Consider the following 24,010-nt stretch of genomic DNA (forward strand, 5'->3'; position numbering starts at 1 on the left):
AAAAGTGGTTTGTTAGGTCTCATCGGAGTCTGGCAATGGCATTACGCGAAGCATGTTTGTGGGAACAACTCACTCCTGGCCGGCCGGATCGTGCCGCGCTCAAGGGCGAGGTAAAAGTGGATGTGTGCGTGATCGGCGCCGGCATCACCGGTTTGTCGGCAGCCATACACTTGCTGGAACAAGGAAAAAGTGTCGCCGTACTCGAGGCCCATCGCACCGGCCACGGTGGTTCGGGGCGCAACGTAGGGCTGGTCAATGCAGGGATGTGGATTCCCCCGGACGAGATCGAAGCCGGTTTTGGTACCGCGGTGGGCAGCCAGCTCAACCGCATGCTCGGCGCGGCACCGTCCCTGGTGTTCAGCCTGATCGACAAATACAACATCGACTGCCAACTGCGTCGCGAGGGCACCTTGCACATGGCGCACAACGCCCGTGGCGAGGCGGATTTGCGCAGTCGTGAGGAACAGTGGAAGCGTCGCGGTGCACCGGTGGAGCTGTTGACCGGCGCTGCATGCGAACAAGCCACCGGTACCAAAAAGATTGCTGCCGCCTTGCTCGACCGGCGGGCCGGCACCTTGAACCCGATGGCCTACACCAGTGGTTTGGCCAATGCCGCCGTCGGGCTCGGCGGACAGTTGTTCGATCACTCCCCAGTCACCCAACTGGAACGCCAGGGCCAGCACTGGTCAGTGCAGACTGCCCAAGGCTCGGTGCAGGCTGAACAGGTGGTGATCGCTTCGAACGCCTACACCGAAGGCGAGTGGACCGAACTGCGCCGCAACTTCTTCCCCGGTTATTACTATCAGGTGGCGTCGGCCCCTCTGACCGACGACGCCGCCCAACAAATCCTTCCGGGCGGCCAAGGCTCCTGGGACACTCGCCAGGTACTCAGCAGTATCCGCCGCGACGCCGAAGGCCGCCTGCTGCTCGGCAGCCTGGGCAACGGCAACCAGAAACCCGCGTGGTTCCTCAAGGCCTGGGCCGATCGGGTGCAACAGCACTACTTCCCGTACCTCAAACCGGTGCAGTGGGAGTGCACCTGGACCGGCTGCATCGCGTTCACCCCGGACCACTTGATGCGCCTGTTCGAGCCGGCGCCCGGGCTGGTGGCGGTCACCGGTTACAACGGGCGCGGGGTGACGACCGGCAGTGTCGTGGGCAAAGCCTTCGCGGATTATCTGTGTCACCAGGATCCACAGGCACTGCCGATCCCCTTTGCGCCGATGCAGCCGTTGGCCGGTGTGGGCCTGCGCAGCTGTTTGTACGAGGCGGGATTCTCGCTGTATCACGCGGGCCAATGCCTGCGGATCGTGATCTGATCAACGAAATACCCCTCAGAAGCCTGCATTTTCTTAGCCGGCTACTAATCTGTATTGGTGCGAGTCGTAGCAGTAACGCACTGTAAATGTGCACTTCCGTTACGCACGCTGTTACATGTTTAAGGGTGGCCGTTTAGTGGCCGGGTTGCAGTGCTTGATTGGTCGGGTTGCACTTTATAGGTCCAATGGTTGCACCTGGTTGAGATAGACGGTTGCACGTCCAATCAAAAGGCGCCCAAAAACCTGCAATAACAATGACACCGTGTCTTTTTGAATAATAAAAACGTAATGGCACGACGCTTGCTCTGGGCTTTCTCCGAAAGTTTTTGAAGTGAAGCTGCAGTGCCAATTCAACAAAAACCTCGGAGCACCACTCATGTCCCAGACGTTTTACAAGAAAGGTTTTCTAGCCCTCGCCGTTGCTGCGGCGCTGGGTGTTTCTGCGTTTGCTCAAGCTGATGTGAAGATTGGCGTAGCGGGGCCGATGACCGGCGCCAACGCGGCATTTGGTGAGCAGTACATGAAAGGTGCCCAGGCGGCAGCCGATGTCATCAACAAGGCCGGCGGCATCAACGGCGAGCAGATCAAGCTGGTGGCCGGCGATGACGCCTGCGAACCCAAGCAGGCCGTGGCCGTGGCCAACCGCCTGGTTGACCAGGACAAAGTGATTGGCGTGGTCGGGCACTTCTGCTCGTCGAACACTATCCCTGCCTCCGAGGTGTATGCCGATGCGGGCGTGATCATGATCACCCCGGGCTCCACCAACCCGCAGGTTACCGAGCGTGGCCTGTCGGCCGTGTTCCGCATGTGTGGTCGTGACGATCAGCAAGGCATCGTGGCCGGCGACTACATCGTCGACGTGCTCAAGGGCAAGAAAGTTGCCGTTATCAACGACAAGGACACCTACGGCAAAGGCCTGGCCGACGCCACTGCGGCGCAGTTGACCAAGCGCGGCGTGAAGCCGGTGCTGGAAGAAGGCCTGACCCGTGGCGAGAAAGATTTCAGCGCCCTGGTCACCAAGATCCGCTCCACCGGTGCTGACGTCGTGTACTTCGGCGGCCTGCACCCGGAAGCCGGCCCACTGGTTCGGCAGATTCGTGAAGCCGGCCTGAAAGACGTCAAGTTCATGTCCGATGACGGCGTGGTGACCGACGAACTGGTGGCCACCGCCGGTGGTGCACAGTACGTGGATGGCGTGTACATGACCTTCGGCGCCGACCCACGCCTGCTGCCAGACAGCAAGACCGTGGTGGAAGAGTTCCGCAAAAATGGCACCGAGCCTGAAGGCTACACCCTGTACGCCTACGCCTCGATCCAGGCCCTGGCCGCCGGTTTCAATGGCGCCAAGTCCGACAAGGGCGAAGACGCAGCCAAATGGCTGAAATCCCACCCGGTCAAAACCGTCATGGGCGAGAAGAACTGGGACGCCAAGGGCGACCTGAAAATCTCCGACTATGTGGTTTACCAGTGGGACAAGGACGGCAAGTATCACCAGCTGGAAAAGCAGAAGTAATAGTTAGCGCGATGGGTTAGACGCCACTTGACCCTGTGGGAACCGGGCTTTTGTGGGGGCTGGCTTGCCTGCGATAGCGTCACCTCGGGTTGACTGACATTCCGAGGTGTCGCTATCGCGGGCAAGCCCGGCGCCCACACACGCCAGCTCCTACACGGGGACTTGGTTGCCAGCCCCTTTTGTGTCTGTCTTTTCCTCCTAGAAGATCCGCACACCCACAGGTGTGCAGGCTCTCACTGCGTGAGATTGCGTTATGGATGGTATTTTCCTGCAGCAACTGGTCAATGGGCTGACCCTCGGGTCGGTCTATGGCTTGATCGCCATCGGCTACACAATGGTCTATGGCATCATTGGCATGATCAACTTCGCCCATGGCGAGGTTTATATGATTTCCGCTTACCTCGCGGCGATCAGTCTGGCACTGCTGGCTTACTTCGGCATCGAATCCTTCCCGCTGCTCATCCTTGGCACCCTGATCTTCACCGTCGTCGTCACCGGCGTCTACGGCTGGGTCATCGAGCGTGTCGCCTACAAACCGCTGCGCAACTCCACCCGACTGGCACCGCTGATCAGCGCCATCGGTATTTCGCTGATCCTGCAGAACTACGCGCAGATCGCCCAGGGCGCCAAGCAACAAGGCATCCCGACGCTGCTGGCCGGCGCCTGGAGAGTCGATATCGGCACCGGCTTCGTGCAATTGACCTACACCAAGGTGTTCATCCTGGTGGCCGCGTTCGTCGGCATGGGCCTGCTGACCTACATCATCAAGTACACCAAGCTCGGCCGCATGTGCCGCGCTACCCAGCAAGACCGCAAGATGGCGTCGATCCTCGGTATCAACACCGACCGGGTCATCTCCTACGTATTCGTGATTGGTGCCGCCATGGCCGCGCTGGCCGGTGTGCTGATCACCCTGAACTACGGCACGTTCGACTTCTATGCCGGCTTCATCATCGGCATCAAGGCATTTACCGCAGCGGTACTCGGCGGCATCGGCTCCCTGCCTGGGGCCATGCTGGGCGGGATCATCCTGGGTATTTCCGAGTCGCTGTTCTCGGGGTTGATCAACTCTGACTACAAAGACGTGTTCAGTTTCTCCCTGCTGGTGGTGATCCTTATTTTCCGTCCCCAGGGCCTGCTCGGTCGCCCACTCGTGGCGAAGGTATAACTATGTCTGCTGCCTACTCTATCGATATCAAGAAAAGTGTCGTCGATGCGGTACTCGCCGGGCTGATTTCGCTGATCGTGTTCGGTCCGATCGTCGGCGTGGTCCTCGACGGCTACAGCTTCAACCTGCAACCGGCGCGTGTCGGCATCCTGGTGGCCATCGTGATGGTCGGCCGGTTCGCCATGAGCCTGTTCCTGCAAACCCCAAGGGGCCTGCGGATTCTGCAGGGGTTTGAAAGTACCGGCTCCGGTGTGCATGTACTCAAGCCGGACTACAAGTCGCGCCTGCGCTGGATCATCCCGGCGTTGATCGTGATTGCCATCGTGTTCCCGTTCTTCGCCAACAAATACCTGCTGACCGTGGTGATCCTCGGGTTGATCTACGTGTTGCTGGGCCTTGGCCTGAACATCGTGGTCGGCCTGGCCGGGCTGCTCGACCTGGGTTACGTGGCGTTCTACGCCATCGGCGCCTATGGCCTGGCGCTGGGTTACCAGTACCTCGGCCTGGGCTTCTGGTCGGTGCTGCCGCTGGCGGCGATTTGTGCGGCGCTGGCGGGGTGCATACTCGGGTTTCCGGTGCTGCGAATGCACGGCGATTACCTGGCGATCGTGACCCTGGGCTTCGGTGAAATCATCCGCCTGGTGCTGAATAACTGGCTGTCGTTTACCGGTGGCCCGAACGGCATGCCGGTGCCGTCGCCAACGTTTTTCGGCCTGGAGTTCGTGCGCAAGGCGAAGGATGGCGGGGTGCCGTTCCACGAGTTCTTCGGCATCGACTACAACCCCAACATCAAATTCCTGTTCATCTACATCGTGCTGTTCCTGGTGGTGCTGCTGGTGCTGTACATCAAGCACCGCCTGACCCGCATGCCGGTGGGGCGCGCGTGGGAAGCCTTGCGCGAAGACGAAATCGCCTGCCGTTCCATGGGCCTCAACCACGTGCTGGTGAAGCTCTCGGCGTTCACCATCGGCGCGTCCACTGCCGGTCTGGCCGGGGTGTTTTTCGCCAGCTACCAGGGCTTCGTCAACCCGTCGTCGTTCACCTTCTTCGAGTCGGCGCTGATCCTCGCCATCGTGGTATTGGGCGGCATGGGCTCGACCGTCGGCGTGGTGATTGCCGCGTTCGTGCTGACGGTGGCGCCGGAGCTGCTGCGCAGCTTCTCCGAGTACCGCGTGCTGCTCTTCGGCGTGTTGATGGTGGTGATGATGATCTGGCGACCACGAGGGCTGATTCGTATCAGCCGTACCGGTGTTGTCCCGCGTAAAGGAGTGGCGCCATGAGCAAGGAAGTCGTTCTTTCCGTGGAACACCTGATGATGCACTTTGGTGGCATCAAGGCCTTGAGCGACGTAAGTCTCAAGGTCAAGCGCAACTCGATCTTCGCCCTGATCGGTCCCAACGGTGCCGGCAAGACCACCGTGTTCAACTGCCTGACCGGTTTCTACAAAGCCTCCGGCGGCAAGATCGAACTCAATGTGCGCGGCAAGCAGACCAACGTGATCCAACTGCTGGGCGAGCGCTTCAAGGCCACCGACTTTGTCTCGCCGAAAAGCTTCGTCAGCCGGGTGTTCTACAAGATGTTCGGCGGCACTCACCTGGTGAACCGGGCGGGTTTGGCGCGCACCTTCCAGAACATTCGCCTGTTCAAGGAAATGTCGGTGGTGGAGAACCTGCTGGTGGCCCAGCACATGTGGGTCAACCGCAACATGCTCGCGGGCATCCTCAATACCAAGGGCTACCGCAAGGCTGAAAGCGATGCCCTCGACCATGCGTTCTACTGGCTGGAAGTGGTGGACCTGGTGGACTGCGCCAACCGCCTGGCCGGCGAGCTGTCCTACGGCCAGCAGCGCCGCCTGGAAATCGCCCGTGCCATGTGCACCCGGCCGCAGATCATTTGCCTCGACGAACCGGCCGCCGGCCTCAACCCCCAGGAAACCGAAGCCCTCAGCGCGATGATTCGCCTGCTGCGGGACGAGCACGACCTGACGGTGGTGCTGATCGAACACGACATGGGCATGGTGATGAGTATTTCCGACCACATCGTGGTGCTGGACCACGGCAACGTGATTGCCGAGGGCGGGCCGGAAGCGATCCGCAATGATCCGAAGGTGATCGCGGCTTATCTGGGCGCTGACGAAGAGGAACTGGTATGAGTGAGCCAATCCTCGAACTGAAAGACCTGGACGTGTTCTACGGCCCGATCCAGGCCCTGAAGAAAGTTTCGCTGCACATCAACGAAGGCGAAACCGTGAGCCTGATCGGCTCCAACGGCGCGGGTAAATCCACGCTGCTGATGTCGATCTTTGGCCAGCCACGGGCCGAGTCCGGGCAGATCATCTACCGCGGCGTCGACATTACCCACAAGTCGTCCCACTACATCGCCTCCAACGGCATCGCGCAGTCGCCGGAAGGGCGGCGGGTGTTCCCCGACATGACCGTCGAGGAAAACCTGCTGATGGGCACCATCCCGATTGGCGACAAGTTCGCCACCGAAGACATGCAGCGCATGTTCGAGCTATTCCCGCGTCTCAAGGAGCGGCGCAACCAGCGGGCGATGACCATGTCCGGTGGTGAACAGCAGATGCTTGCCATCGCCCGCGCACTGATGAGCCGGCCCAAGCTGTTGCTGCTGGACGAGCCGAGCCTGGGGCTGGCGCCGATCGTGGTGAAGCAGATCTTTTCCACGCTGCGGGAGCTGGCGTCTACCGGCATGACCATCTTCCTGGTGGAGCAGAACGCCAACCATGCGTTGCGGCTGTCGGACCGGGCGTACGTGATGGTCAACGGCGAGATTCGCCTTACCGGCACCGGCAAGGAGCTGCTGGTGAATGAGGAGGTGCGTAACGCCTACCTCGGCGGGCATTAAGTCGTTCGCAGGTCCAATGTGGGAGCGGGCTTGTGTGGGAGCGGGCTTGCTCGCGAAGACGGTGGGTCAGTCACATGTGCATTGACTGATACGCCGCTTTCGCGAGCAAGCCCGCTCCCACACAAAGCCCGCTCCCACATTTTTTTGCGTCGCCTGCAGGCTTTCCTGAAATTGTGGACAACAAATCCGGGCACCTGCCAAAGCGCGACATATAGCCGCCGCAAATCCCTGTTTTGTCACAGTTTTGACTTGTCCCCAGGCACTGTGGAACCGGCTGTGGGTAACGTGGGAGTAGCTGGCTGGAGGCCTTTGTTTTCGTGGCTTGCAGCGTGGTGGTTGTTTATTGATCAGTGAATTTTTCGTGACCACCCGAGGGGTTTGTCAACCTGTTTAAAGACACAGGTATATGACCGGAATATGTCACTACGGCCTGTGGATAAGTCTGTGACTAAACTCTGGAAAGAGTGCCGCAGAGGCCGGAATGACTGGCCTGGAGCCATCGTCCTGGTTGCACCGTTTTGAACCGGGCTACATAGGGGCTGCGCAAGGTCAAGCAAAAAACTTTTTGAATCGCGCTGAAAGCCTTGTGTAGCGCGGCTTTCAGCTTTTGTACTTGCCCCCAAAGACTGTGGACGGGGCTGTGGATAAGGTGCGCGCACATGGCTGCACGCCACGGCCTGTATGGCTTTCGGGCGATTGGTTGAATTTCGTACAGCATGAGCGGCATTCACCTGTGTCCACAGCGTGTATCAGTTGCCGCCAGCCCGGTAGCCGGGCATTCTGCTGGCTGATTTTTTACCTCGTAGCCCCGCAAGGAGAACACCATGTCCAATACGCTGTTTATTACTGGCGCGACCTCCGGTTTTGGCGAAGCCTGTGCCCGCCGTTTTGCCGAAGCCGGCTGGAAACTGGTGCTCACCGGCCGCCGCGCAGAGCGCTTGAACGCCCTGTGCGCCGAGCTTTCCAAGCAGACCGAAGTGCTCGGCCTGGTGGTGGACGTGCGTGACCGCAAGGCCATGGAAGAGGCGATCGCCAACCTGCCGCCGTCCTTTGCCACGCTGCGCGGGCTGATCAACAACGCCGGCCTGGCGGTGGGCACCGACCCTGCGCCGAAGTGCAGCCTCGACGATTGGGAAACCATGGTCGACACCAACATCAAGGGCCTGCTGACCACTACCAGCCTGCTGTTGCCGCGCTTGATCGCCCACGGCCGTGGCGCCGGCATCATCAACCTCGGTTCCATTGCCGGCAGCTACCCGTACCCGGGCAGCCACGTGTATGGCGGCACCAAGGCCTTCGTCAAACAGTTCTCGCTGAACCTGCGTTGCGACCTGCAGGGCACCGGCGTGCGCGTGACCAACATCGAGCCGGGCCTGTGTGAGAGTGAGTTCTCGCTGGTGCGCTTTGCCGGTGACCAGGCGCGTTATGACGCGACTTATGCCGGTGCCGAGCCGATCCAGCCGCAGGACATTGCGGATACGATCTTCTGGGTGCTTAACACCCCGGCACACGTGAACATCAACCGCCTGGAGCTGATGCCAGTGAGCCAGACCTGGGCCGGGTTTGCGATTGAGCGTGGCGCCAAGGCCTAAGTTCGTCGAGCTGTTGTGGCGAGGGAGCTTGCTCCCGCTGGGCTGCGAAGCGGCCCTGGCTTTTTTGGGGCGGCTTCGCCGCCCAGCGGGAGCAAGCTCCCTCGCCACAGGGTTTTGTCAGGCTTGAATATGCGGCAAATCGGCCAAAACAGGACATAAGGTACACTCCACCCCTGAAAACCCCGCCGCGCTGTGCGGTTCAAAGGTTTTGACAGGAGGATATGTGAGTAACCGAGGTGAGCAGTCGCTGCTCAAACAATCGACCATCCTGATGTTTGCCGTGGCGATCGCCGGGATTATCACAGGGGTGGTGTCGGGCGCCCAATCGATTTTATTCGACGGCTTTTTCTCGCTGATCGCCACCGCCATCAAGGTGCTGATGCTGATCACGGCCAAGCTGATCGCCAAGAAAAGCAACGAACGTTTCCAGTTCGGCTACTGGCACCTGGAGCCCATGGTGCTGCTGATCGAGGGCAGTTTCCTGCTGTTGATCGCCATCTACGCGTTTCTCAACGGCGTGTTCGGCATTATCAATGGCGGGCGCGATATCGAGTTGGGTCTGGTGATCATCTATGCGGCGGTGTTTACCGTCGTCGAGTTCGCCTATTTCTTCTACGTGCGTTACCGCAATCGCACGCTCAAGTCGTCGCTGATCCAGTTCGACAACATCAGTTGGTTGGTGGACGCGATGCTGTCGGTGGGGCTGCTGGTGAGCTTCCTGGCGGCGCTGTTGCTCAAGTCCCAGGGCTATGGGCAGTGGGCGGTGTATGTGGACCCGTTGATCCTGATCCTGCTGGCGTTGAGCATGCTGGCGCCGGCCTTCAAGATCCTGCGCCCGGCGCTACGCGACGTGTTGGGGATTGTGCCGGACCAACTGGACGGCAAAGTGCGCGAAGTGATGGAGGCGGCCCAGGCCAGGCATGGTTTCGATGATTACGTGTCCTACGTGCAGAAGCACGGGCGGGCGCGGTTTATCGAGATTCATGTGGTGCTGCCGGCGGATTACCCGGTGGATAACGTCGCCACCCTGGACGGGCTGCGCGAAGAAATATCCACAGGGTTGGGCAAGCCGGATGCGGCCCGCTGGCTGACGATCAGTTTTACCGGGGACCGCAAATGGATTGCGTAAGGCCCAGGTAGCACGTCGCCAAGTGGTAAGGCGTGGTCGACGGCATGTCCCGCCGGCTCACGTGGCCCCTGGCATCCAGGCACTCATTCCAGCCTTTGTCATGCAGGAAGCGTTGTTGCAGCGCCAGCAATTGGCGTTGCAGCACGGCTTCACTGTCGGGCCGCAAGGTCAGCGCCCGCAGGTATTCGGCCTGGGCCCAGATGCGCTGGGTGCCGTCGCGCACGCTGCCGTCCAGGGCGAGCATGCCGCTGACCGCACCGGTCAGGTTATCCACACCCTTTTGCTCGGCATAGGTGAACGCTTTGCTCAGTGATGTGTGCAGCGGTGTGCCCCGCAGCAAATCCGAAGATTCCAGCAGGAAGAACCATTCGAACTGATGCCCCGGTTCAAACCAGTTATCCACAGCGCCCAGCGGTTTTTCCATCATCACCCCGTGTTGGCGGTCGATGAAGCGCTTCTGCATGGCGTTGGCCAGGTCCAGCAACGCGTCTTGGGTGACGGCGTCCTCCCGCACGGCCAACGTGGCGAGGAAACCTTCGGCAAGGTGCATCAGCGGGTTTTGCAGAGGGCCAGACTTGAGGGACGACCAGTTACGTTCAAGCACCGCTTCGTACAGGCCGTCGCCGGTGGCGAAGCGTTCGGCGACCACTTCCAGGGCGGCGTCGAGTACCGATTCCACCAGCGATTCACGTACCTTGGCCCAATAGTGGGCGCAGGCGAAGATGATGAAGGCGTGGGTGTAGAGGTCCTTGCGCTTATCCAGCGGCTTGCCGTGGGCGTCGATGCTGTAGAACCAGCCGCCGTGCTCGGCGTCGTGGAAGTGCCGTTGCAGGGAACGGAACAACGCGGCGGCGCGCTCCTCGGCAAAGGCTGCGCCGGGTTCACCGATCAGGCTGGCAAACAGGTACAACTGCCGTGCGCAGGCCATGGCGCGATAGCGTTGCGGGGGCAAAGGCCGATGATCGGCGTCCAGGGCCTCATAGGGCAGCGCCAGGTCGGCATTCCAGCCCGGGCCTTGCCAGAGCGGCACGATCAGGTCGTGGAAGTGCGTCAACACGGCGGTCAATTGAGGCTTGAGGGCGGAGCTTGGAGCGATGGGCATCGGCTGGCGTCGTCACGGCAGGGGTGTTTGCGCGACATGGTATCAGGCTTGGGATCGGTGTTGTCTTTACTGCCGCCTTCGCGAGCAAGCCCGCTCCCACATTCGATCGAGTTCCATTGTTGGAATGCAGTCGACTGTGGGAGCGGGCTTGCTCGCGAAGGGGCCCTCAGGAGCACCGAAAATCAGGCAGCGAGCAACCAAACCCCAGTCGCCGCCGAAGCCGCACCCGCCACCCGCACCAACGGCGCAGCCGCCGCCGGCAGGAAACGCACCACGGCATAACCGGCAGCATGCAAAACCGCCGTCGCACCCACAAACCCTATGGCATACGCCCACGGGCTGGACATGTCCGGCAGCTCCAAACCATGGGCCACGCCATGGAACAGTGCAAACAGCGCCGTCGCCGCCACCGCCACGAACAACGGCGGCCGCACCGCCAGCGCTACCGCCAGGCCCAGCGCCAGCACCGACGCGGCAATCCCGCTTTCCAGCGCCGGCAGTTCCAGCCCTTCAAAGCCCAGCATCCCGCCGATCAGCATGGTGCCGACAAACGTGCACGGCAGCGCCCAGCGCGCCGAGCCTTTTTGTTGAGCGGCCCACAGGCCCACGGCGACCATTGCCAGCAAGTGGTCGATGCCGCCCAGCGGGTGGCTGATACCGGCCACCAGGCCGTTGTCGCCATGCCCGGGGTGGGCGAAGGCGAGGGCGGGAGTGAGCAGCAAGGCTGCGGCAGCGAGAAGTGTATTGAGGCGCATGGACAGGCTCCTTGTGGGGGTTGATCAGGCTGCGGTCAGCAAGCCCTGGCGTTCGATGAAGGCGACGATTTCTTCCAGGCCGACGCCGGTTTTCTGATTGCTGAAGACGAAAGGTTTACCGCCGCGCATGCGCTGGGTATCGCTGTTCATCAGTTCCAGGGATGCGCCTACCAGCGGCGCCAGATCGATCTTGTTGATCACCAGCAGGTCGGATTTGCAGATTCCCGGCCCGCCTTTGCGCGGCAGCTTGTCGCCGGCCGACACATCGATCACGTAGATGGTCAGGTCCGACAGTTCCGGGCTGAAGGTGGCCGACAGGTTGTCGCCGCCGGATTCCACCAGGATCAGGTCCAGACCGGGAAAGCGACGGTTGAGTTGGTCGACCGCTTCGAGGTTGATCGAGGCGTCTTCGCGAATCGCGGTGTGGGGGCAGCCGCCGGTTTCCACACCGATGATGCGCTCGGGCGCCAGGGCCTGGTTGCGCACCAGGAAGTCGGCGTCTTCGCGGGTGTAGATATCGTTGGTGACCACCGCCAGGTTGTAGCGATCACGCAGGGCCAGGCACAGGGCCAGGGTCAGGGCGGTCTTGCCGGAGCCGACCGGGCCGCCGATGCCGACGCGCAGGGGTTGGGTGTTCATGTGATTCTCCAAGATAAAGTGCCCTAGGAACGGAACAGGCGGCTGTACTGGCGCTCATGGGCCATGCACGCCAGGGACAGGCCAAACGCGGCGCTGCCGTAGTGATTGGGGTCAAGCTGGCTGGCGTCCTGCTGGGCTTGTTGCAGCAGCGGCAGCAGTTCGCTGGTCAGGCGCTGGGCGGCTTGTTGGCCCAGAGGCAGCGTCTTCATCAGCACCGCCAATTGGTTTTCCAGCCAACTCCACAGCCAGGCGGCCAGGGCGTCATCCGGGCTGATCTGCCAGGCGCGGGCGGCCAGGGCCCAGCCCAGGGCCAGGTGCGGTTCGGAGCGCTGTGCCAGGAATTCTCGGGCGGCGTCATCCAGCTCCGGTAAACCGTTCAATAGCTGGTGCAGGGAATAGCCCATCTGCCGGCTTTCCTGATACAGCTCGCGGGTTTCACGGCTGGCGCGGTGTTCCTCACACAACTGCGCGAGGCGCGACCAGTCCTGTTCGGCCGCGGCCTGGCAGTGGGCGAGCAGCAGTGGCGCTTCGAAGCGCGCCAGGTTGAGCAACAGTTGATCGCTGATCCAGCGCCCGGCACTTGCCGGGTCGGTCACGCGGGCTTGCTCCACGGCCATTTCCAGGCCCTGGGAATAGCTGTAGCCACCAATCGGCAGCTGCGGACTGGCCAGACGCAACAGCGCCCAGGCTGGGTTCATAGGCGTACGCCGAACTGGTGCAGCTTGGGCGGGTAGTTGAAGTCTTCGTCGCCATGGCGGGAGTGGTGGTGGCCGCCGCCATAGGCGCCGTGTTCCGGCTGGAAGGGGGCCTCGATGGTCTCGGTCGTCGCGCCCAACTGATCGAGCATGGCCTTGAGCACGTAGTCATCGAGCAGGCGCAGCCAACCGTCACCCACTTGCAGCGCCACGTGGCGGTTGCCCAGGTGATAGGCGGCGCGGGTCAGTTCAAAGGCATTGCCGCAGGTGACGTGCAGCAGTTGTTCAGGCCGGGCGCACACGCGTACGAAACGTCCGTCTTCAGCCTGTAGGAATTCGCCATCGTGCAGCGGCGGTTGGCCGCGCTCCAGAAACAGGCCGACGTCTTCTCCGTCGGCACTGAAACAGCGCAGGCGGCTTTTGCTGCGGGCTTCGAAATTCAGCAGCAACTCTGCGGCCCAGACGGGTTGGGGGGCGATTCGGCGGTGGATCACCAGCATCAGAAAGCTTCCAGCTATGAGCGATAAGCAAGCTAGAGCAAGGGTCTTGCCAACCACGCGGGGAGTAGGAATTCCCTGTAGGCAGGCGACTTGTGCCACCTGATGGCGCAGGAAATTATTCCAAAATGTTTCATTTTGGTGCGTTGTTGGATTTATAGCACCGGATCCGGGCGCTCGGCGTTGAATTCCATTGCTTGGTGCATGAAATTTCTTTCATCTTTTATGAGTTTTGATTGCTTGGGACTTTTCCTACGCACTTGCAGGATTTGCCGTGCGTTGCGTTACGCGCTGTTTCATTAGGATTCCGCTCCGTATTTAATCTTCAGCGGTTTCCACCATGTACAAGTCATTTTTCTGTTTACTCATTGTCAGTTTGTCGCTCGCCATTTCATCTGCTTCGGCCAACCTTCAGCGTGCTCCGGCATTCGCCCCGCCACCTTCTATCGACAACGTGATCGACCGCGCCCACGAGCTGTTGGGCACGCCCTATAAATTGGGCGGCGCTTCGGTGAAGCAGGGCTTCGATTGCAGCAGCTTCCTGGTGTACCTGTTCAAGACCGAAGCCAACATTCATCTGCCTCGCACCACCTCGGCGATGCACCGCTCAACCGCGGCCACGGTCAAGCGCAATGCGTTGCAACCGGGTGATGCGGTGTTTTTCAGGGGCAATGGGCGCGGCCAGGTCAGCCACGTTGGTCTCTATATAGGAGAGGGCAAGTTCATCCACTCGCCACGCACGGGCAAAAGCGTGCGCATCGACTCACTGGCCAACAGCTATTGGAACCGGAACTACACCACCGCCAAGCGTTTTCACACCGTGCGCTGAGTTATTCGGTGCTGCCCAGGCCTTGCCAATGCTTGAGGCCGATAAAGATGAAACGCAGCTGCTGGGTGATCTTGGCTTGTGGCGTGAGGTGCGCAGGCAGCGCTTCGGCGGGCGGGTCGATAATGTCGGGCAGGGTGGCGAACACGCTCTTGACGATCAGGTCGGCCATCACGTGCAGGCCGTCGGCATCCAGGTGCTGGAGCTTGGGCATCAGGGTCAGGTCGGCGGCGAGGTCGCTGGCGATGTCCTCACGCAGGGCACCAATGGCTTGGCGAACGGCGAGGCTGCCACCGTATTGCTCGCGGGCCAGGAACAGGAATTGCGAACGGTTGGCGGCGACCACATCCAGGAAAATCCGGACCGAGGCATCAATGATGCCGCCCATCACGAATTCGTTGTGGCGCACCAGGCGAATCGTCGCGCGAAAGGTCTGGCCGACTTCGCTGACCAATACCAGGCCCAGCTGATCCATATCGGCAAAGTGACGGTAGAAACCGGTGGGCACGATGCCGGCGGTCTTGGCCACTTCACGCAGGCTGAGGCTGCCGAACCCACGGCCACACTCCATCAGATGGCGGGCTGCGTCCATCAGGGCGAGTCGGGTCTGTTGCTTCTGTTCGGCGCGGGGCAGCATTGGCAGGCGGGCTTTGTGGACAAGGACAGCGACGCACTCTAGCAAATCAGCTTTGCCAGCGTCGAACTTCAAAAGGGAGAAGGGCGTTGCGGTTCACACAAAGTCAAAGCCCGATCGGCTGATCGGGCTTTTTTCCAGGGCCAGCACGGGCTTAGCTCTGTGCTTGATGCAGTTCTGCCAGACGGTCAGCACCGCCTTCCACTACGCCGTCAGCATAAGCGCGTTTGTTGGCGCGGCTCGAACCATCTTCAACCAGGCCTTTCTGTTCCAGGCGATCACGGCCACCGTCGGCAACAGCGTTGCGTTCCATCAGGCGATCAGCGCCACCTTCAACCAGGCCTTTCTGTTCAAGACGATCACGGCCACCTTCAGCAACGCCTTCGGTGTAAGCACGTTTGTTGGCTTGTTCCGAACCGTTTTCAGTGATGCTGCCATTGTAGTCGGTGTTGTTCTTGTCCGAAGCGCCGCTGCGAGCCAGGGTTTGGCTGAAGTGGGAAGCGTCGGCCTTCACTTGTGGGGTTGCCTGTTCAGCAGCTGGCAGGGCAAATGCGCTGGTGGCCAGGAGGGAAAGTGCAAAGCTTGCGAGTATTTGGCGTTTCATGATGGGTTGCTCCTTGGGAGGGCGATAAATTGGGTACAGGGCTAATGCTACTCTTGATAAGTCGATATAAAAGTTCATAAACACAATGGTAATAATCAACAGAATTGATTGTTCCCTGCGAAGGCTCTATCTCGCAGGTCTCAAGCCCGCGCTTTTGCACCGAGGTGGGTATTTTCGACACGAACGTGGGTAACAACGGTGCGCCGTTGATGATTGAAACTGTCTGGTTGGTCAGGAAAGGCGGTTTTTATGAGGAATTCATCAATGGGGTTAAACCCCCGCGCCGTTTGTCAGTCGTAGCCATATAAGCTGTAGTCAAAACGCGCGCCGCAAAGCGCCCGCTCAGTCGTAACCTGGAGTCCTGTGCAATGACGCGCACTCGTAAAATTCTCGCCTGGAGCTGCGCCAGCTTCGTTTTGTTAATCGCCATTGTGGTGTTGGTCCTGGTGTTCTTTGACTGGAACCGGATCAAGCCGCCCCTCAACGCCAAGGTCTCCGAAGAACTGCATCGACCGTTTGCCATCAATGGCAACCTGGCCGTGGTGTGGCAGCGCGAGCCCGATGAAGGCGGCTGGCGCGCCTGGATTCCGTGGCCCCATGTGATTGCCGAAGACCTGACCCTGGGCAATCCCGACTGGTCGAAAGCCCCGCAGATGGTCACCCTCAAGCGCGTGGAGTTGCGCATCTCGCCCCTGGCGTTGCTGGCCCAGCGCGTGGTGATCCCGCGTATCGACCTCACCGAACCGAGTGCGCAGTTGCAGCGCCTGGCCGATGGCCGCGCCAACTGGACCTTCAAGTTCGACCCCAAGGACCCGAATGCCGAACCGTCCAACTGGGTGGTGGACATCGGCGCCATCGGCTTCGACAAAGGCCATGTGACCCTCGACGACCAGACTCTCAAGACCCAGCTCGACGTCGTGATCGACCTGCTCGGCAAGCCGATCCCCTTCGGCGAGATCGTCGGCGATGCCGATGCCAGGAAAGCCCTGGAAAAAGGCTCGGCGCCGCAGGATTACGCGTTCGGCCTCAAGGTCAAGGGCCAATACCACGGCCAGAAACTCGATGGCACCGGCAAGATCGGTGGCCTGCTGGCCTTGCAGGACGCGGCCAAGCCGTTCCCGCTGCAAGCCCAGGCCAGGATCGGCGACACCAGCATCGCGCTGGCCGGCACCCTGACCGACCCGATGAACCTCGGCGCCCTCGACCTGCGCCTCAAACTCTCCGGCAGCAGCCTGGGCAACCTGTACCCCCTGACCGGCGTGACCTTGCCGGATTCGCCGGCCTATTCCACCGACGGCCACCTGATCGCCAAGTTGCATGAGGCCAGTGGCGCTTCGTTCCAGTATGAAAACTTCAACGGCAAGATCGGCAACAGCGACATCCACGGCAACCTCGGCTACGTCGCCAGCCAGCCGCGGCCCAAGCTCACCGGGGCGCTGGTCTCCAACCAGCTGTTGATGACCGACCTGGCGCCGCTGATCGGTGCCGACTCCAACGCCAAGCAAAAAGCCCGTGGCGGCGAAAGCAAGCAGCCGGCGACCAAGGTGCTGCCGGTGGAAGAGTTCCGCACCGAGCGCTGGCGCGACATGGATGCCGACGTCGAATTCACCGGCAAACGCATCGTCCACAGTGCCGAATTGCCGTTCACCGATCTCTACACTCACCTGGTGCTGAACGACGGGCAGTTGAGCCTGGAGCCCCTGCGTTTCGGCGTGGCCGGTGGCAAGCTCGACGCGCAGATTCGTCTCAACGGGCGCACCACGCCGATGGAAGGCCAGGCCAGACTCACCGCGCGCAACTTCAAGCTCAAGCAGTTGTTCCCGACCTTCGAGCCGATGAAAACCAGCTTCGGCGAGCTCAACGGCGACGCGGACATTTCCGGGCGCGGCAACTCCGTCGCGGCATTGCTTGGCACGTCGAATGGCGATCTGAAGATGTTGATCAACGACGGCGCCATCAGCCGCGGACTGATGGAAATCGCCGGGCTCAACGTCGGCAACTACGTGGTCGGCCGCCTGTTTGGCGACAAGGAAGTGAAGATCAACTGTGCGGCCGCAGACTTCGGCATCAAGTCGGGCCTGGCGACGACTCGCCTGTTTGTGTTCGATACCGAGAACGCGATCATCTACATCGATGGCACCGCGAACATGGCCAGCGAGCAGCTTGACCTGACCATTACTCCGGAGTCCAAAGGCTTCCGCCTGTTTTCCCTGCGCTCGCCGTTGTACGTCAACGGGCCGTTTATCAAACCGAATGCTGGCGTGAAGGCGGTGCCGCTGATGCTGCGTGGTGCGGGCATGGTTGCCTTGGGTGTGATTGCCGGCCCGGCGGCGGGTTTGCTGGCGCTGGTGGCGCCGAGCGGCGATGAGCCGAACCAGTGTGCGCCGCTGCTGCAACAGATGAAGGAAGGCAAGGCACCGAAGACGGTGAAAGGCTAGCTGACAAAACCGTGAACCAAATGTGGGAGCGGGCTTGCTCGCGAAGGCGGTGGATCAGTCAAGAATGTTCCGACTGACCCACCGCCTTCGCGAGCAAGCCCGCTCCCACATGGGTTTTGCGGTGTTAGCTGTGTTAGTTACAGGTCCTTCAGAATATCCGCCATGTCGTCGGCGTGTTCTTCTTCCTGGGCCAGGATGTCTTCGAAGATCCGGCGAGTGGTCGGGTCTTTGTCACCGATGTACTGGATGATTTCGCGATAGCTGTCTACCGCGATGCGCTCGGCCACCAGGTCTTCGTAGACCATCTCCTTCAGCGTATTGCCGGCCACGTACTGCGCGTGGGAATTCTTCGACAGCAGGTCGGGGTTGAACTCCGGCTCGCCACCCAACTGCACGATACGCTCGGCCAATTTGTCGGCGTGTTCGGCTTCCTGGGTGGCGTGCTCGAGGAACTCCTCGGCGGCGACATGCGCCTTGACGCCATTGGCCATGAAGTAGTGGCGCTTGTAGCGCAGCACGCACACCAGCTCGGTGGCCAGCGATTCGTTGAGCAGACGCAGGATTTCCTGGCGGTCGGCGTCATAACCTTCGGTCACGGCACCGTTTTCGACGTTCTTGCGGGCGCGGTCACGTAAAGTGGCTACGTCAGACAAATGTGAGTCAGTCATCTCATTCTCCTGGTACTAATCCGGTTTTGCGCCACGCTCTGCCGGCGTGATCGCTCCAAGTTGTGAGTCCCAGGCGACGCAAAAAGTTTTATCGGATTTTACAGAGCGTGCCCCGACAGCCGCGCTTCCTCCTGCAACCACTCAAAAAACGCCCGGACCGGCGGGTGCCGTTCCCGTCCCGGTACGCACAGGGCGCTGTAGCCGGCGCCGTTGACGCGGACCTGTGGCCGGTAAGGCACCAGCAACCCGCTGGCGACGCTTTCCGAGACCAGGATATTGCTCGCCAGCACCAGGCCCTGGCCGGCGATGGCCGCTTGCAGGGCGTAGTGTTCTTCGTCGTATTCGCGCAGCGGCGAAGCGGATTGCAACCAGTCTTCGCCGGCCTTTTCGCACCATGCCTGCCAGCCCAGGGCGTACAGCCTGGAGTTGTGCCAGCGCACGCTGATCAGGGTCGGGGTGCGCTCGCGCGCCAGGGCGACTTGTTCGGGGGAGCCATACACGGCGAAACATTCGTCGAACAGGCACAAACCGTAGAGGTTCGTGTAGTCGTCGATGCTGTAGCGGATCACCAGGTCGACGCTGGCATCCTGCTGTAAATCGACCACGGCGCAGTTGGTGTCCAGGCGCAGGCTGATATCCGGATGGGCGGCATAGAAGCGCCCGAGTCGCGGCACCAGCCACAGAGCGGCAAACGCCGGCGTAGTGGAGAGCGTGAGATTGCCGGCGCTGCGTTGCGGGCGCAGGGTGTCGACGCTTTGCGCGACGTCCAGCAAGGCGCCGTGCAGGCTGTGGAACAGGCGCTCGCCGCGTTCCGTCAGGCGCACCTGGCGCGGCAGGCGCTCGAACAGTGGCACGCCGAGCCAGGTTTCCAGGGAGCGAATCTGGTGGGATACCGCCGTCGGCGTGACCGACAACTCCTGGGCGGCGGCCTTGAAGCTCAACAGGCGCGAGGCCGATTCAAAGGCGCGCAGGGCGGTCAGGGGCAGCGAAGCAAACATGTGTGGCTCCATGGATGAATTCAGTTCATCCAAAACAACTATTGCTCATTTGTGAGGGTGGCCGCTCGGCTCTAGATTTATGCGCAACAGAGGCAGCCATTCAGGTTGCCTGAGTCTAGCGTGTGAAGGCCTACAGATGAAAAAAATGCTTGCGATCCATTCCAGTCCCCGCGGCGAACGTTCCCACTCCCGGCGCCTTGCCGAGGTGTTCCTGGCCGCCTGGCACACCGCCAATCCCGACGCGCAGCTGACCCGCCGCGAAGTGGGCCGGGCGTCGATTCCCCACGTCAGCGAAGCGTTCATCGCCGCCAGCTTCCACCCGGAGCCGCAGGCGATGCCGTTGTCCATGCACGCCGATTTGCAACTGAGCAATGAGCTGGTAGCCGAGCTCGTCGAGCACGAACTGCTGGTGATTTCCGTACCGATGTACAACTTCGGGATTCCCAGCGGCCTCAAGGCCTGGATCGACCAGATCGTGCGCATGGGCCATACCGTGGATATCACCCAGGACAGCCAGGGTATCGCCCAGTACCAGCCGTTATTGTTGGGCAAAAAGGCCTTGATCATCACCAGTCGCGGCGGCAGCGGCTTTGGCCCGGGCGGGGAAAACGAGGCGATGAACCACGCCGATCCGCACCTGCGGACCGCGTTGGGGTTCATCGGCATTGAAGACGTCACGGTGATCGCCGCAGAAGGCGAAGAGTCCGACCCGAGCGTTTTCCGCCGTTCCTGCGATGCAGTCGAAGGGCAACTGCGCGACCTGGCCGGGAGCTTCTGAAGTGTCGTGGCTTTTCCTGCTGATCGCCGCCGGCTTTGAGGTGACCTTCGCCATGGGCATGAAGTACGCCGACGGCTTCACCCGGCTGTGGCCGTCGCTGGTCACCGTCGTCGCGGCCGTGGGCGGGATCTACTTCCTGACCCTGGCCATGCGTGAGTTGCCGGTGAGCGTGGCCTACCCGATCTGGACCGCCATTGGCTCACTGGGCACGGTGTTTCTCGGGTTCGCGCTGCTGGGGGAGAGCCTGACGCTGATCAAGCTGGTGTCGGTGGGCTTGATCGTCGCCGGAGTGGTGGGGCTCAAGTAGCTTCCTGCGCGCTGACATTGCTGCGAACCGGCGTCGTCCAGCGCTCCGACAAAATCACCCCGCCCAGGGTCAGCAAGCCGCCCACCAGGTGATACAGCGCCAGTTGCTCCTTCAACACCACTGCGGCAATCAACGCGGTGATCAGCGGCAGCAGGTTGAAAAACAGCGTGGTGCGGCTTGGGCCGAGGGTCTTCACCGAATGCATCCAGGCCAGCGGCGCGAGCATCGAGGCCAGCAGGCAGGCGTACAGCACCAGCGGGATATTCGACCAGCCAAGGCCAGCCTTGTCGGAGAGCAGGAACAGCGGAAACAACACCACCACCGCCACCAGCACCTGCAGGTACAGCAACACCAGTGGCGGCAAGCGCAGCTGCCATTTTTTCAGCAGGGTGCTGTAGACCGCGTAGGCGAGGGTGGCCACCAGCATCATCGCGTCACCCATATTCAGCCCGTGTTGCAGCAGGGCGCTGAGACTACCGGCGGAAACCACCACTACCACGCCGGCAAACGACAGCACGGCACCGGTCAGGGCGCCGAAGGTCAGGCGCTGGCCAAGGCTGATGATTGCGGCGGTAAGAGCCATCAGTGGCATCAGCGAGAGGATGATGCCCATATTGGTGGCCGAGGTCAGGTTCGCGGCGTAATACGCCAGGCTCTGGTACACCGCCATGCCCAGCACGCCGAGGATGAAGACCTTGCCCAGGTTGGGACGAATCAGCGGCCAGTTGGCGATGACGGGTTTGAGCATGAACGGGGTAAACAGCAGGCCGGCCAGCAGCCAGCGGTAAAAACCGATCTCGGCAGGGAAAATCGTCCCCACCGCGAGTTTGTTGACCACGGTATTGCCGGCCCAGATAAAAATGGCCAGTAACGGATAAGCGTATTGCATCGAAAAGAACCAGTTGCGTCTATGAGCGGTGATTATCCTTTGTCTGGATCGAAGCCTATACTTCGATCCAGCCATCCGACCTTTGTATCCAGACAACATGCTCAAGAAGTACATCAACCTTCCCGATTTTGACCAGTTGCCGGCCCCGGTGTATTTCCGTTATTCGGAATTCGAGGCTGACACCCATGCCAGTGCGCACCAGCATGCCTGGGGTTCCCTGGACTACTCGGCCCGTGGCGTGATGCGCTTTGAAGTGGCCGGCAGTCGCTTTATGTCGCCGCCGCAATATGCGGTATGGATCCCCCCCAACACCCAGCACAGTTCCTACAACGCCCAGGCGATCGTCTACCGCTCGGTATATCTGGCGCCCGCCTTGTGCGAGCAATTGCCGGCGCAGCCGTGCACCCTGACCATCAGCGATATCCTCAAGGCGATCCTCAGTGATTTCGCCGAGCGTGATGTCAACATTCCCGAGAACGAAGCCGACGTGCGCCTGGCCCAGGTGCTGGTAGACCAGCTCAGGCAGGCGCCGGTGCACGATTGTTTCCTGCCGTATGCCAGCCATCCCGGGTTGCTCAGTGTGCTGGAGGGCATGCAGGCCGACCCTGGCGATAACCGCGCGCTGGCCCAGTGGGCGCAGCAGGTGCATGTCAGTGAGCGCACCCTGGCGCGGCTATTTGTGCGTGAGCTGGGGATGAGCTTCGGCGAATGGCGCCAACGCCTGCGGTTCCTGGCGTCGATCGAGGCGCTGGACAGCGCGCGCAGTGTCCAGGAAGTTGCGTTTGACCTGGGCTACAGCACGGCCTCGGCGTTTATCGCGATGTTCCAGCGCCAGGCCGGCTGCACGCCGGAGCAGTATCGCCGGACCCATATACGCGGCAGGAAGGTGTAACAGGGTTTGACTACACTGCTGGGGAGGCCGTGCCCCTCGGCACGGTAACAGGGAGAAAACTCCATGAAGATGCTGCGTATTCCGCTGTTGATGATGGGCCTGCTGCTGTGTTCCCAAGGCTTTGCCGCGACTGCCGCACAGACGGCTCAGCAACAAAAAATGACTACTTGCAACGCCGAAGCCAAGACCAGTGGCAAGACCGGTGATGATCGCAAGGCGTTCATGAGCAACTGCCTCAAGGCGGCCCCGGCGGCCAACGACGCCAAGACCCTGACCCCACAGCAACAGAAGATGAAAGATTGCAACGCCACCGCGAAAACTCAGGCGCTGACCGGCGATGCGCGTAAAACCTTTATGAGCACCTGCCTGAAGAAATAATGATGCAGAACTCTGTGGGCGCTGGCTTGCCTAAGATTGCGACCTGACAGTCGATGCCTTTGTTGGCTGACCCACCGCCATCGCAGGCAAGCCAGCTCCCACATTGGACCGCGTTTAGACTTCTCGCTTGATTCACCCAACGCTGGCAGACTGCCCATCCTTTAACGCCGTTCGTTTTGAGGCTGTATGCCAACGTTTTCTCAGCGTCACGTGTTGTTGTTGGTCAGTTGCGTGCTGATTTTTGGCGGGCTGCTGCTGGTTTTGCCATTGAAGTTGCTGCCGAGCCTGCTGGCCGGGCTGCTGGTGTATGAGCTGGTCAACATGCTCACCCCGCAGTTGCAGCGGTTGATCGAAGGCCGGCGTGCGCGCTGGTTGGCGGTAGCCTTGCTGGGAACCTTGATCGTCAGCATCCTGACCCTGATCTTTGCCGGGGCCATCAGCTTCCTGCTGCACGAAGCGGAAAACCCGGGGGCCTCCCTCGATAAGTTCATGGGCGTGGTCGACCGTGCCCGCGGCCAGTTGCCGCCGTTCCTCGACGCCTACCTGCCGGCCAGCGCCGCCGAGTTCCGCGTGGCCATCGGCGAATGGCTGAGCAAACACCTCAGCGAACTGCAACTGGTGGGCAAAGACGCCGCGCACATGTTCGTGACCTTGCTGATCGGCATGGTGCTGGGGGCGATCATCGCCCTGCAACGGGTGCCGGACCTGACCAAGCGCAAACCCCTGGCGGCCGCGCTGTTTGATCGCCTGCACCTGCTGGTCCAGGCCTTTCGCAACATCGTTTTCGCGCAGATCAAGATCGCCGCGCTGAACACCGCGTTCACCGCGATCTTCCTCGCGGTGGTGCTGCCGTTGTGCGGGATCCACCTGCCGTTGACCAAGACGTTGATCGTGCTGACGTTCCTGCTGGGCCTGCTACCGGTGATCGGCAACCTGATGTCCAACACCCTGATCACCATCGTGGCCTTGTCGCTGTCGATCTGGGTGGCGGTGGCGGCGTTGGGCTACCTGATCGTGATCCACAAGGTCGAGTACTTCCTCAACGCGCGGATCGTCGGCGGGCAGATCAGTGCCAAGTCGTGGGAATTGTTGCTGGCGATGCTGGTGTTCGAAGCCGCGTTCGGCCTGCCGGGGGTGGTGGCGGGGCCGATTTATTATGCGTACTTGAAGAGTGAGTTGAAGCTGGCGGGGATGGTTTAGGCATTGATGTTGCCTGGACTGGCCCCTTCGCGAGCAAGCCCGCTCCCACATTTGACCGAGTTCCAACTTTGGAATGCAGCCGAATGTGGGAGCGGGCTTGCTCGCGAAGGGCGCGCCACGGTTT

General features: G+C 61.1%; 25 protein-coding genes. 15 read left to right on the forward strand and 10 right to left on the reverse strand.

Annotation, left to right across the window (positions count from 1 at the left end):
- Nucleotides 1–35 precede the first annotated feature (35 nt).
- From HX805_RS06910 to HX805_RS06945, 8 genes are all read left to right on the forward strand, one after another.
- Nucleotides 36–1,319, forward strand: coding sequence for an FAD-binding oxidoreductase (locus HX805_RS06910; RefSeq protein ID WP_087692468.1), 1,284 nt, complete (start codon nt 36–38; stop codon nt 1,317–1,319).
- A gap of 376 nt (nt 1,320–1,695) precedes the next feature.
- Nucleotides 1,696–2,832, forward strand: a complete 1,137-nt coding sequence (locus tag HX805_RS06915) for a branched-chain amino acid ABC transporter substrate-binding protein (RefSeq protein ID WP_003217449.1) — start codon at nt 1,696–1,698, stop codon at nt 2,830–2,832.
- 253 nt (nt 2,833–3,085) lie between these two features.
- Nucleotides 3,086–4,000, forward strand: coding sequence for a branched-chain amino acid ABC transporter permease (locus tag HX805_RS06920; RefSeq protein WP_003217447.1), 915 nt, complete (start codon nt 3,086–3,088; stop codon nt 3,998–4,000).
- A 2-nt stretch (nt 4,001–4,002) separates the two neighbouring features.
- Entirely contained in the window at nt 4,003–5,280 is a 1,278-nt protein-coding gene (gene livM, locus HX805_RS06925; protein WP_003217445.1) for a high-affinity branched-chain amino acid ABC transporter permease LivM, read from the forward strand.
- Nucleotides 5,277–6,152: an ABC transporter ATP-binding protein gene (locus HX805_RS06930; RefSeq protein WP_003217442.1), complete on the forward strand. Its 876-nt coding sequence runs from the start codon at nt 5,277–5,279 to the stop codon at nt 6,150–6,152. The genes livM and HX805_RS06930 overlap by 4 nt, the downstream gene beginning before the upstream one ends.
- Nucleotides 6,149–6,865, forward strand: coding sequence for an ABC transporter ATP-binding protein (locus HX805_RS06935; RefSeq protein WP_003217439.1), 717 nt, complete (start codon nt 6,149–6,151; stop codon nt 6,863–6,865). The genes HX805_RS06930 and HX805_RS06935 overlap by 4 nt, the downstream gene beginning before the upstream one ends.
- Before the next feature lie 824 nt (nt 6,866–7,689).
- Nucleotides 7,690–8,457 carry an SDR family oxidoreductase gene (locus HX805_RS06940; RefSeq protein ID WP_003217437.1) on the forward strand — a complete coding sequence of 256 codons (768 nt, stop codon included), beginning with the start codon at nt 7,690–7,692 and terminating at the stop codon, nt 8,455–8,457.
- Nucleotides 8,458–8,680: 223 nt separating this feature from the next.
- Complete coding sequence (locus HX805_RS06945) at nt 8,681–9,586, forward strand: cation diffusion facilitator family transporter (RefSeq protein WP_177116713.1); 906 nt, start codon at nt 8,681–8,683, stop codon at nt 9,584–9,586.
- On the opposite strand, the gene HX805_RS06950 is transcribed toward HX805_RS06945, so the two are convergent.
- The 5 genes from HX805_RS06950 to ureE form a co-directional block, all read right to left on the reverse strand.
- Nucleotides 9,558–10,688 (reverse strand): AGE family epimerase/isomerase, encoded by a 1,131-nt coding sequence (locus tag HX805_RS06950; RefSeq protein WP_177080382.1) that lies wholly within the window; start codon nt 10,686–10,688, stop codon nt 9,558–9,560. The two genes, HX805_RS06945 and HX805_RS06950, sit on opposite strands and share 29 nt — an antisense overlap.
- A 182-nt stretch (nt 10,689–10,870) precedes the next feature.
- On the reverse strand, nt 10,871–11,443 hold the full coding sequence (locus tag HX805_RS06955; protein ID WP_087692463.1) for a HupE/UreJ family protein: 573 nt from the start codon (nt 11,441–11,443) through the stop codon (nt 10,871–10,873).
- Between the two features lie 24 nt (nt 11,444–11,467).
- On the reverse strand, nt 11,468–12,082 hold the full coding sequence (ureG, locus tag HX805_RS06960; RefSeq protein ID WP_003217431.1) for an urease accessory protein UreG: 615 nt from the start codon (nt 12,080–12,082) through the stop codon (nt 11,468–11,470).
- Between the two features lie 23 nt (nt 12,083–12,105).
- A complete protein-coding gene (locus HX805_RS06965) occupies nt 12,106–12,780 on the reverse strand; it encodes an urease accessory protein UreF (RefSeq protein ID WP_102604261.1) in 675 nt (224 codons plus the stop codon).
- Nucleotides 12,777–13,277, reverse strand: coding sequence for an urease accessory protein UreE (gene ureE, locus HX805_RS06970; protein WP_177080381.1), 501 nt, complete (start codon nt 13,275–13,277; stop codon nt 12,777–12,779). The genes HX805_RS06965 and ureE overlap by 4 nt, the downstream gene beginning before the upstream one ends.
- 337 nt (nt 13,278–13,614) lie before the next feature.
- On the opposite strand from ureE, the gene HX805_RS06975 reads away from it, so the two are divergent.
- Complete coding sequence (locus HX805_RS06975) at nt 13,615–14,103, forward strand: C40 family peptidase (protein WP_087692460.1); 489 nt, start codon at nt 13,615–13,617, stop codon at nt 14,101–14,103.
- Nucleotide 14,104: 1 nt separating this feature from the next.
- Here HX805_RS06975 and HX805_RS06980 read toward each other — a convergent pair whose 3' ends face one another.
- Together HX805_RS06980 and HX805_RS06985 are read right to left on the reverse strand one after the other, a co-directional pair.
- Nucleotides 14,105–14,737: a TetR family transcriptional regulator gene (locus HX805_RS06980; RefSeq protein WP_003217423.1), complete on the reverse strand. Its 633-nt coding sequence runs from the start codon at nt 14,735–14,737 to the stop codon at nt 14,105–14,107.
- Between the two features lie 151 nt (nt 14,738–14,888).
- Nucleotides 14,889–15,338 carry a hypothetical protein gene (locus HX805_RS06985; RefSeq protein ID WP_177116714.1) on the reverse strand — a complete coding sequence of 150 codons (450 nt, stop codon included), beginning with the start codon at nt 15,336–15,338 and terminating at the stop codon, nt 14,889–14,891.
- A gap of 368 nt (nt 15,339–15,706) precedes the next feature.
- Here HX805_RS06985 and HX805_RS06990 point away from each other — a divergent pair, with 368 nt between their 5' ends.
- Nucleotides 15,707–17,776, forward strand: a complete 2,070-nt coding sequence (locus HX805_RS06990; RefSeq protein ID WP_003217419.1) for an AsmA family protein — start codon at nt 15,707–15,709, stop codon at nt 17,774–17,776.
- A 137-nt stretch (nt 17,777–17,913) separates the two neighbouring features.
- On the opposite strand, the gene HX805_RS06995 is transcribed toward HX805_RS06990, so the two are convergent.
- Together HX805_RS06995 and HX805_RS07000 are read right to left on the reverse strand one after the other, a co-directional pair.
- Complete coding sequence (locus HX805_RS06995) at nt 17,914–18,444, reverse strand: bacterioferritin (RefSeq protein ID WP_003217418.1); 531 nt, start codon at nt 18,442–18,444, stop codon at nt 17,914–17,916.
- 98 nt (nt 18,445–18,542) lie between these two features.
- A complete protein-coding gene (locus HX805_RS07000) occupies nt 18,543–19,454 on the reverse strand; it encodes a LysR substrate-binding domain-containing protein (protein WP_085984661.1) in 912 nt (303 codons plus the stop codon).
- A 124-nt stretch (nt 19,455–19,578) separates the two neighbouring features.
- Between HX805_RS07000 and HX805_RS07005 the strand changes: the two genes are divergently transcribed.
- Complete coding sequence (locus HX805_RS07005) at nt 19,579–20,220, forward strand: FMN-dependent NADH-azoreductase (RefSeq protein ID WP_087693121.1); 642 nt, start codon at nt 19,579–19,581, stop codon at nt 20,218–20,220.
- A gap of 1 nt (nt 20,221) precedes the next feature.
- On the forward strand, nt 20,222–20,527 hold the full coding sequence (locus tag HX805_RS07010) for a multidrug efflux SMR transporter (RefSeq protein ID WP_003217412.1): 306 nt from the start codon (nt 20,222–20,224) through the stop codon (nt 20,525–20,527).
- Here HX805_RS07010 and HX805_RS07015 read toward each other — a convergent pair.
- Nucleotides 20,520–21,416: a DMT family transporter gene (locus HX805_RS07015; protein ID WP_177028640.1), complete on the reverse strand. Its 897-nt coding sequence runs from the start codon at nt 21,414–21,416 to the stop codon at nt 20,520–20,522. The genes HX805_RS07010 and HX805_RS07015 overlap by 8 nt on opposite strands.
- Before the next feature lie 97 nt (nt 21,417–21,513).
- On the opposite strand from HX805_RS07015, the gene HX805_RS07020 reads away from it, so the two are divergent.
- The 3 genes from HX805_RS07020 to HX805_RS07030 all read left to right on the forward strand — a co-directional run bounded on the left by HX805_RS07020 (nt 21,514) and on the right by HX805_RS07030 (nt 23,886).
- Complete coding sequence (locus tag HX805_RS07020; RefSeq protein ID WP_177080380.1) at nt 21,514–22,308, forward strand: helix-turn-helix transcriptional regulator; 795 nt, start codon at nt 21,514–21,516, stop codon at nt 22,306–22,308.
- 63 nt (nt 22,309–22,371) lie between these two features.
- Nucleotides 22,372–22,686 carry a PsiF family protein gene (locus tag HX805_RS07025; protein ID WP_003217404.1) on the forward strand — a complete coding sequence of 105 codons (315 nt, stop codon included), beginning with the start codon at nt 22,372–22,374 and terminating at the stop codon, nt 22,684–22,686.
- A 186-nt stretch (nt 22,687–22,872) separates the two neighbouring features.
- Entirely contained in the window at nt 22,873–23,886 is a 1,014-nt protein-coding gene (locus HX805_RS07030) for an AI-2E family transporter (protein ID WP_003217402.1), read from the forward strand.
- The last annotated feature ends 124 nt before the right edge of the window (nt 23,887–24,010 follow it).

This window comes from Pseudomonas sp. G5001 (genome assembly GCF_013385475.1).
GTDB lineage: Bacteria > Pseudomonadota > Gammaproteobacteria > Pseudomonadales > Pseudomonadaceae > Aquipseudomonas.

Bases quoted from the DNA above. Each gene is read 5' to 3' on its own strand.
- HX805_RS06950 (WP_177080382.1), bottom strand. From the start codon at position 10,688: ATGCCCATCGCTCCAAGCTCCGCCCTCAAGCCTCAATTGACCGCCGTG.
- HX805_RS06910 (WP_087692468.1), top strand. From the start codon at position 36: ATGGCATTACGCGAAGCATGTTTGTGGGAACAACTCACTCCTGGCCGG.
- HX805_RS07030 (WP_003217402.1), top strand. From the start codon at position 22,873: ATGCCAACGTTTTCTCAGCGTCACGTGTTGTTGTTGGTCAGTTGCGTG.
- HX805_RS06930 (WP_003217442.1), top strand. From the start codon at position 5,277: ATGAGCAAGGAAGTCGTTCTTTCCGTGGAACACCTGATGATGCACTTT.
- HX805_RS07005 (WP_087693121.1), top strand. From the start codon at position 19,579: ATGAAAAAAATGCTTGCGATCCATTCCAGTCCCCGCGGCGAACGTTCC.
- ureE (WP_177080381.1), bottom strand. From the start codon at position 13,277: ATGCTGGTGATCCACCGCCGAATCGCCCCCCAACCCGTCTGGGCCGCA.
- HX805_RS06955 (WP_087692463.1), bottom strand. From the start codon at position 11,443: ATGCGCCTCAATACACTTCTCGCTGCCGCAGCCTTGCTGCTCACTCCC.
- HX805_RS07015 (WP_177028640.1), bottom strand. From the start codon at position 21,416: ATGCAATACGCTTATCCGTTACTGGCCATTTTTATCTGGGCCGGCAAT.
- ureG (WP_003217431.1), bottom strand. From the start codon at position 12,082: ATGAACACCCAACCCCTGCGCGTCGGCATCGGCGGCCCGGTCGGCTCC.
- HX805_RS06965 (WP_102604261.1), bottom strand. From the start codon at position 12,780: ATGAACCCAGCCTGGGCGCTGTTGCGTCTGGCCAGTCCGCAGCTGCCG.
- HX805_RS06995 (WP_003217418.1), bottom strand. From the start codon at position 18,444: ATGACTGACTCACATTTGTCTGACGTAGCCACTTTACGTGACCGCGCC.
- HX805_RS06940 (WP_003217437.1), top strand. From the start codon at position 7,690: ATGTCCAATACGCTGTTTATTACTGGCGCGACCTCCGGTTTTGGCGAA.
- livM (WP_003217445.1), top strand. From the start codon at position 4,003: ATGTCTGCTGCCTACTCTATCGATATCAAGAAAAGTGTCGTCGATGCG.
- HX805_RS07020 (WP_177080380.1), top strand. From the start codon at position 21,514: ATGCTCAAGAAGTACATCAACCTTCCCGATTTTGACCAGTTGCCGGCC.
- HX805_RS06990 (WP_003217419.1), top strand. From the start codon at position 15,707: ATGACGCGCACTCGTAAAATTCTCGCCTGGAGCTGCGCCAGCTTCGTT.
- HX805_RS06935 (WP_003217439.1), top strand. From the start codon at position 6,149: ATGAGTGAGCCAATCCTCGAACTGAAAGACCTGGACGTGTTCTACGGC.
- HX805_RS07000 (WP_085984661.1), bottom strand. From the start codon at position 19,454: ATGGAGCCACACATGTTTGCTTCGCTGCCCCTGACCGCCCTGCGCGCC.
- HX805_RS07025 (WP_003217404.1), top strand. From the start codon at position 22,372: ATGAAGATGCTGCGTATTCCGCTGTTGATGATGGGCCTGCTGCTGTGT.
- HX805_RS06915 (WP_003217449.1), top strand. From the start codon at position 1,696: ATGTCCCAGACGTTTTACAAGAAAGGTTTTCTAGCCCTCGCCGTTGCT.
- HX805_RS06985 (WP_177116714.1), bottom strand. From the start codon at position 15,338: ATGAAACGCCAAATACTCGCAAGCTTTGCACTTTCCCTCCTGGCCACC.
- HX805_RS06920 (WP_003217447.1), top strand. From the start codon at position 3,086: ATGGATGGTATTTTCCTGCAGCAACTGGTCAATGGGCTGACCCTCGGG.
- HX805_RS06975 (WP_087692460.1), top strand. From the start codon at position 13,615: ATGTACAAGTCATTTTTCTGTTTACTCATTGTCAGTTTGTCGCTCGCC.
- HX805_RS06980 (WP_003217423.1), bottom strand. From the start codon at position 14,737: ATGCTGCCCCGCGCCGAACAGAAGCAACAGACCCGACTCGCCCTGATG.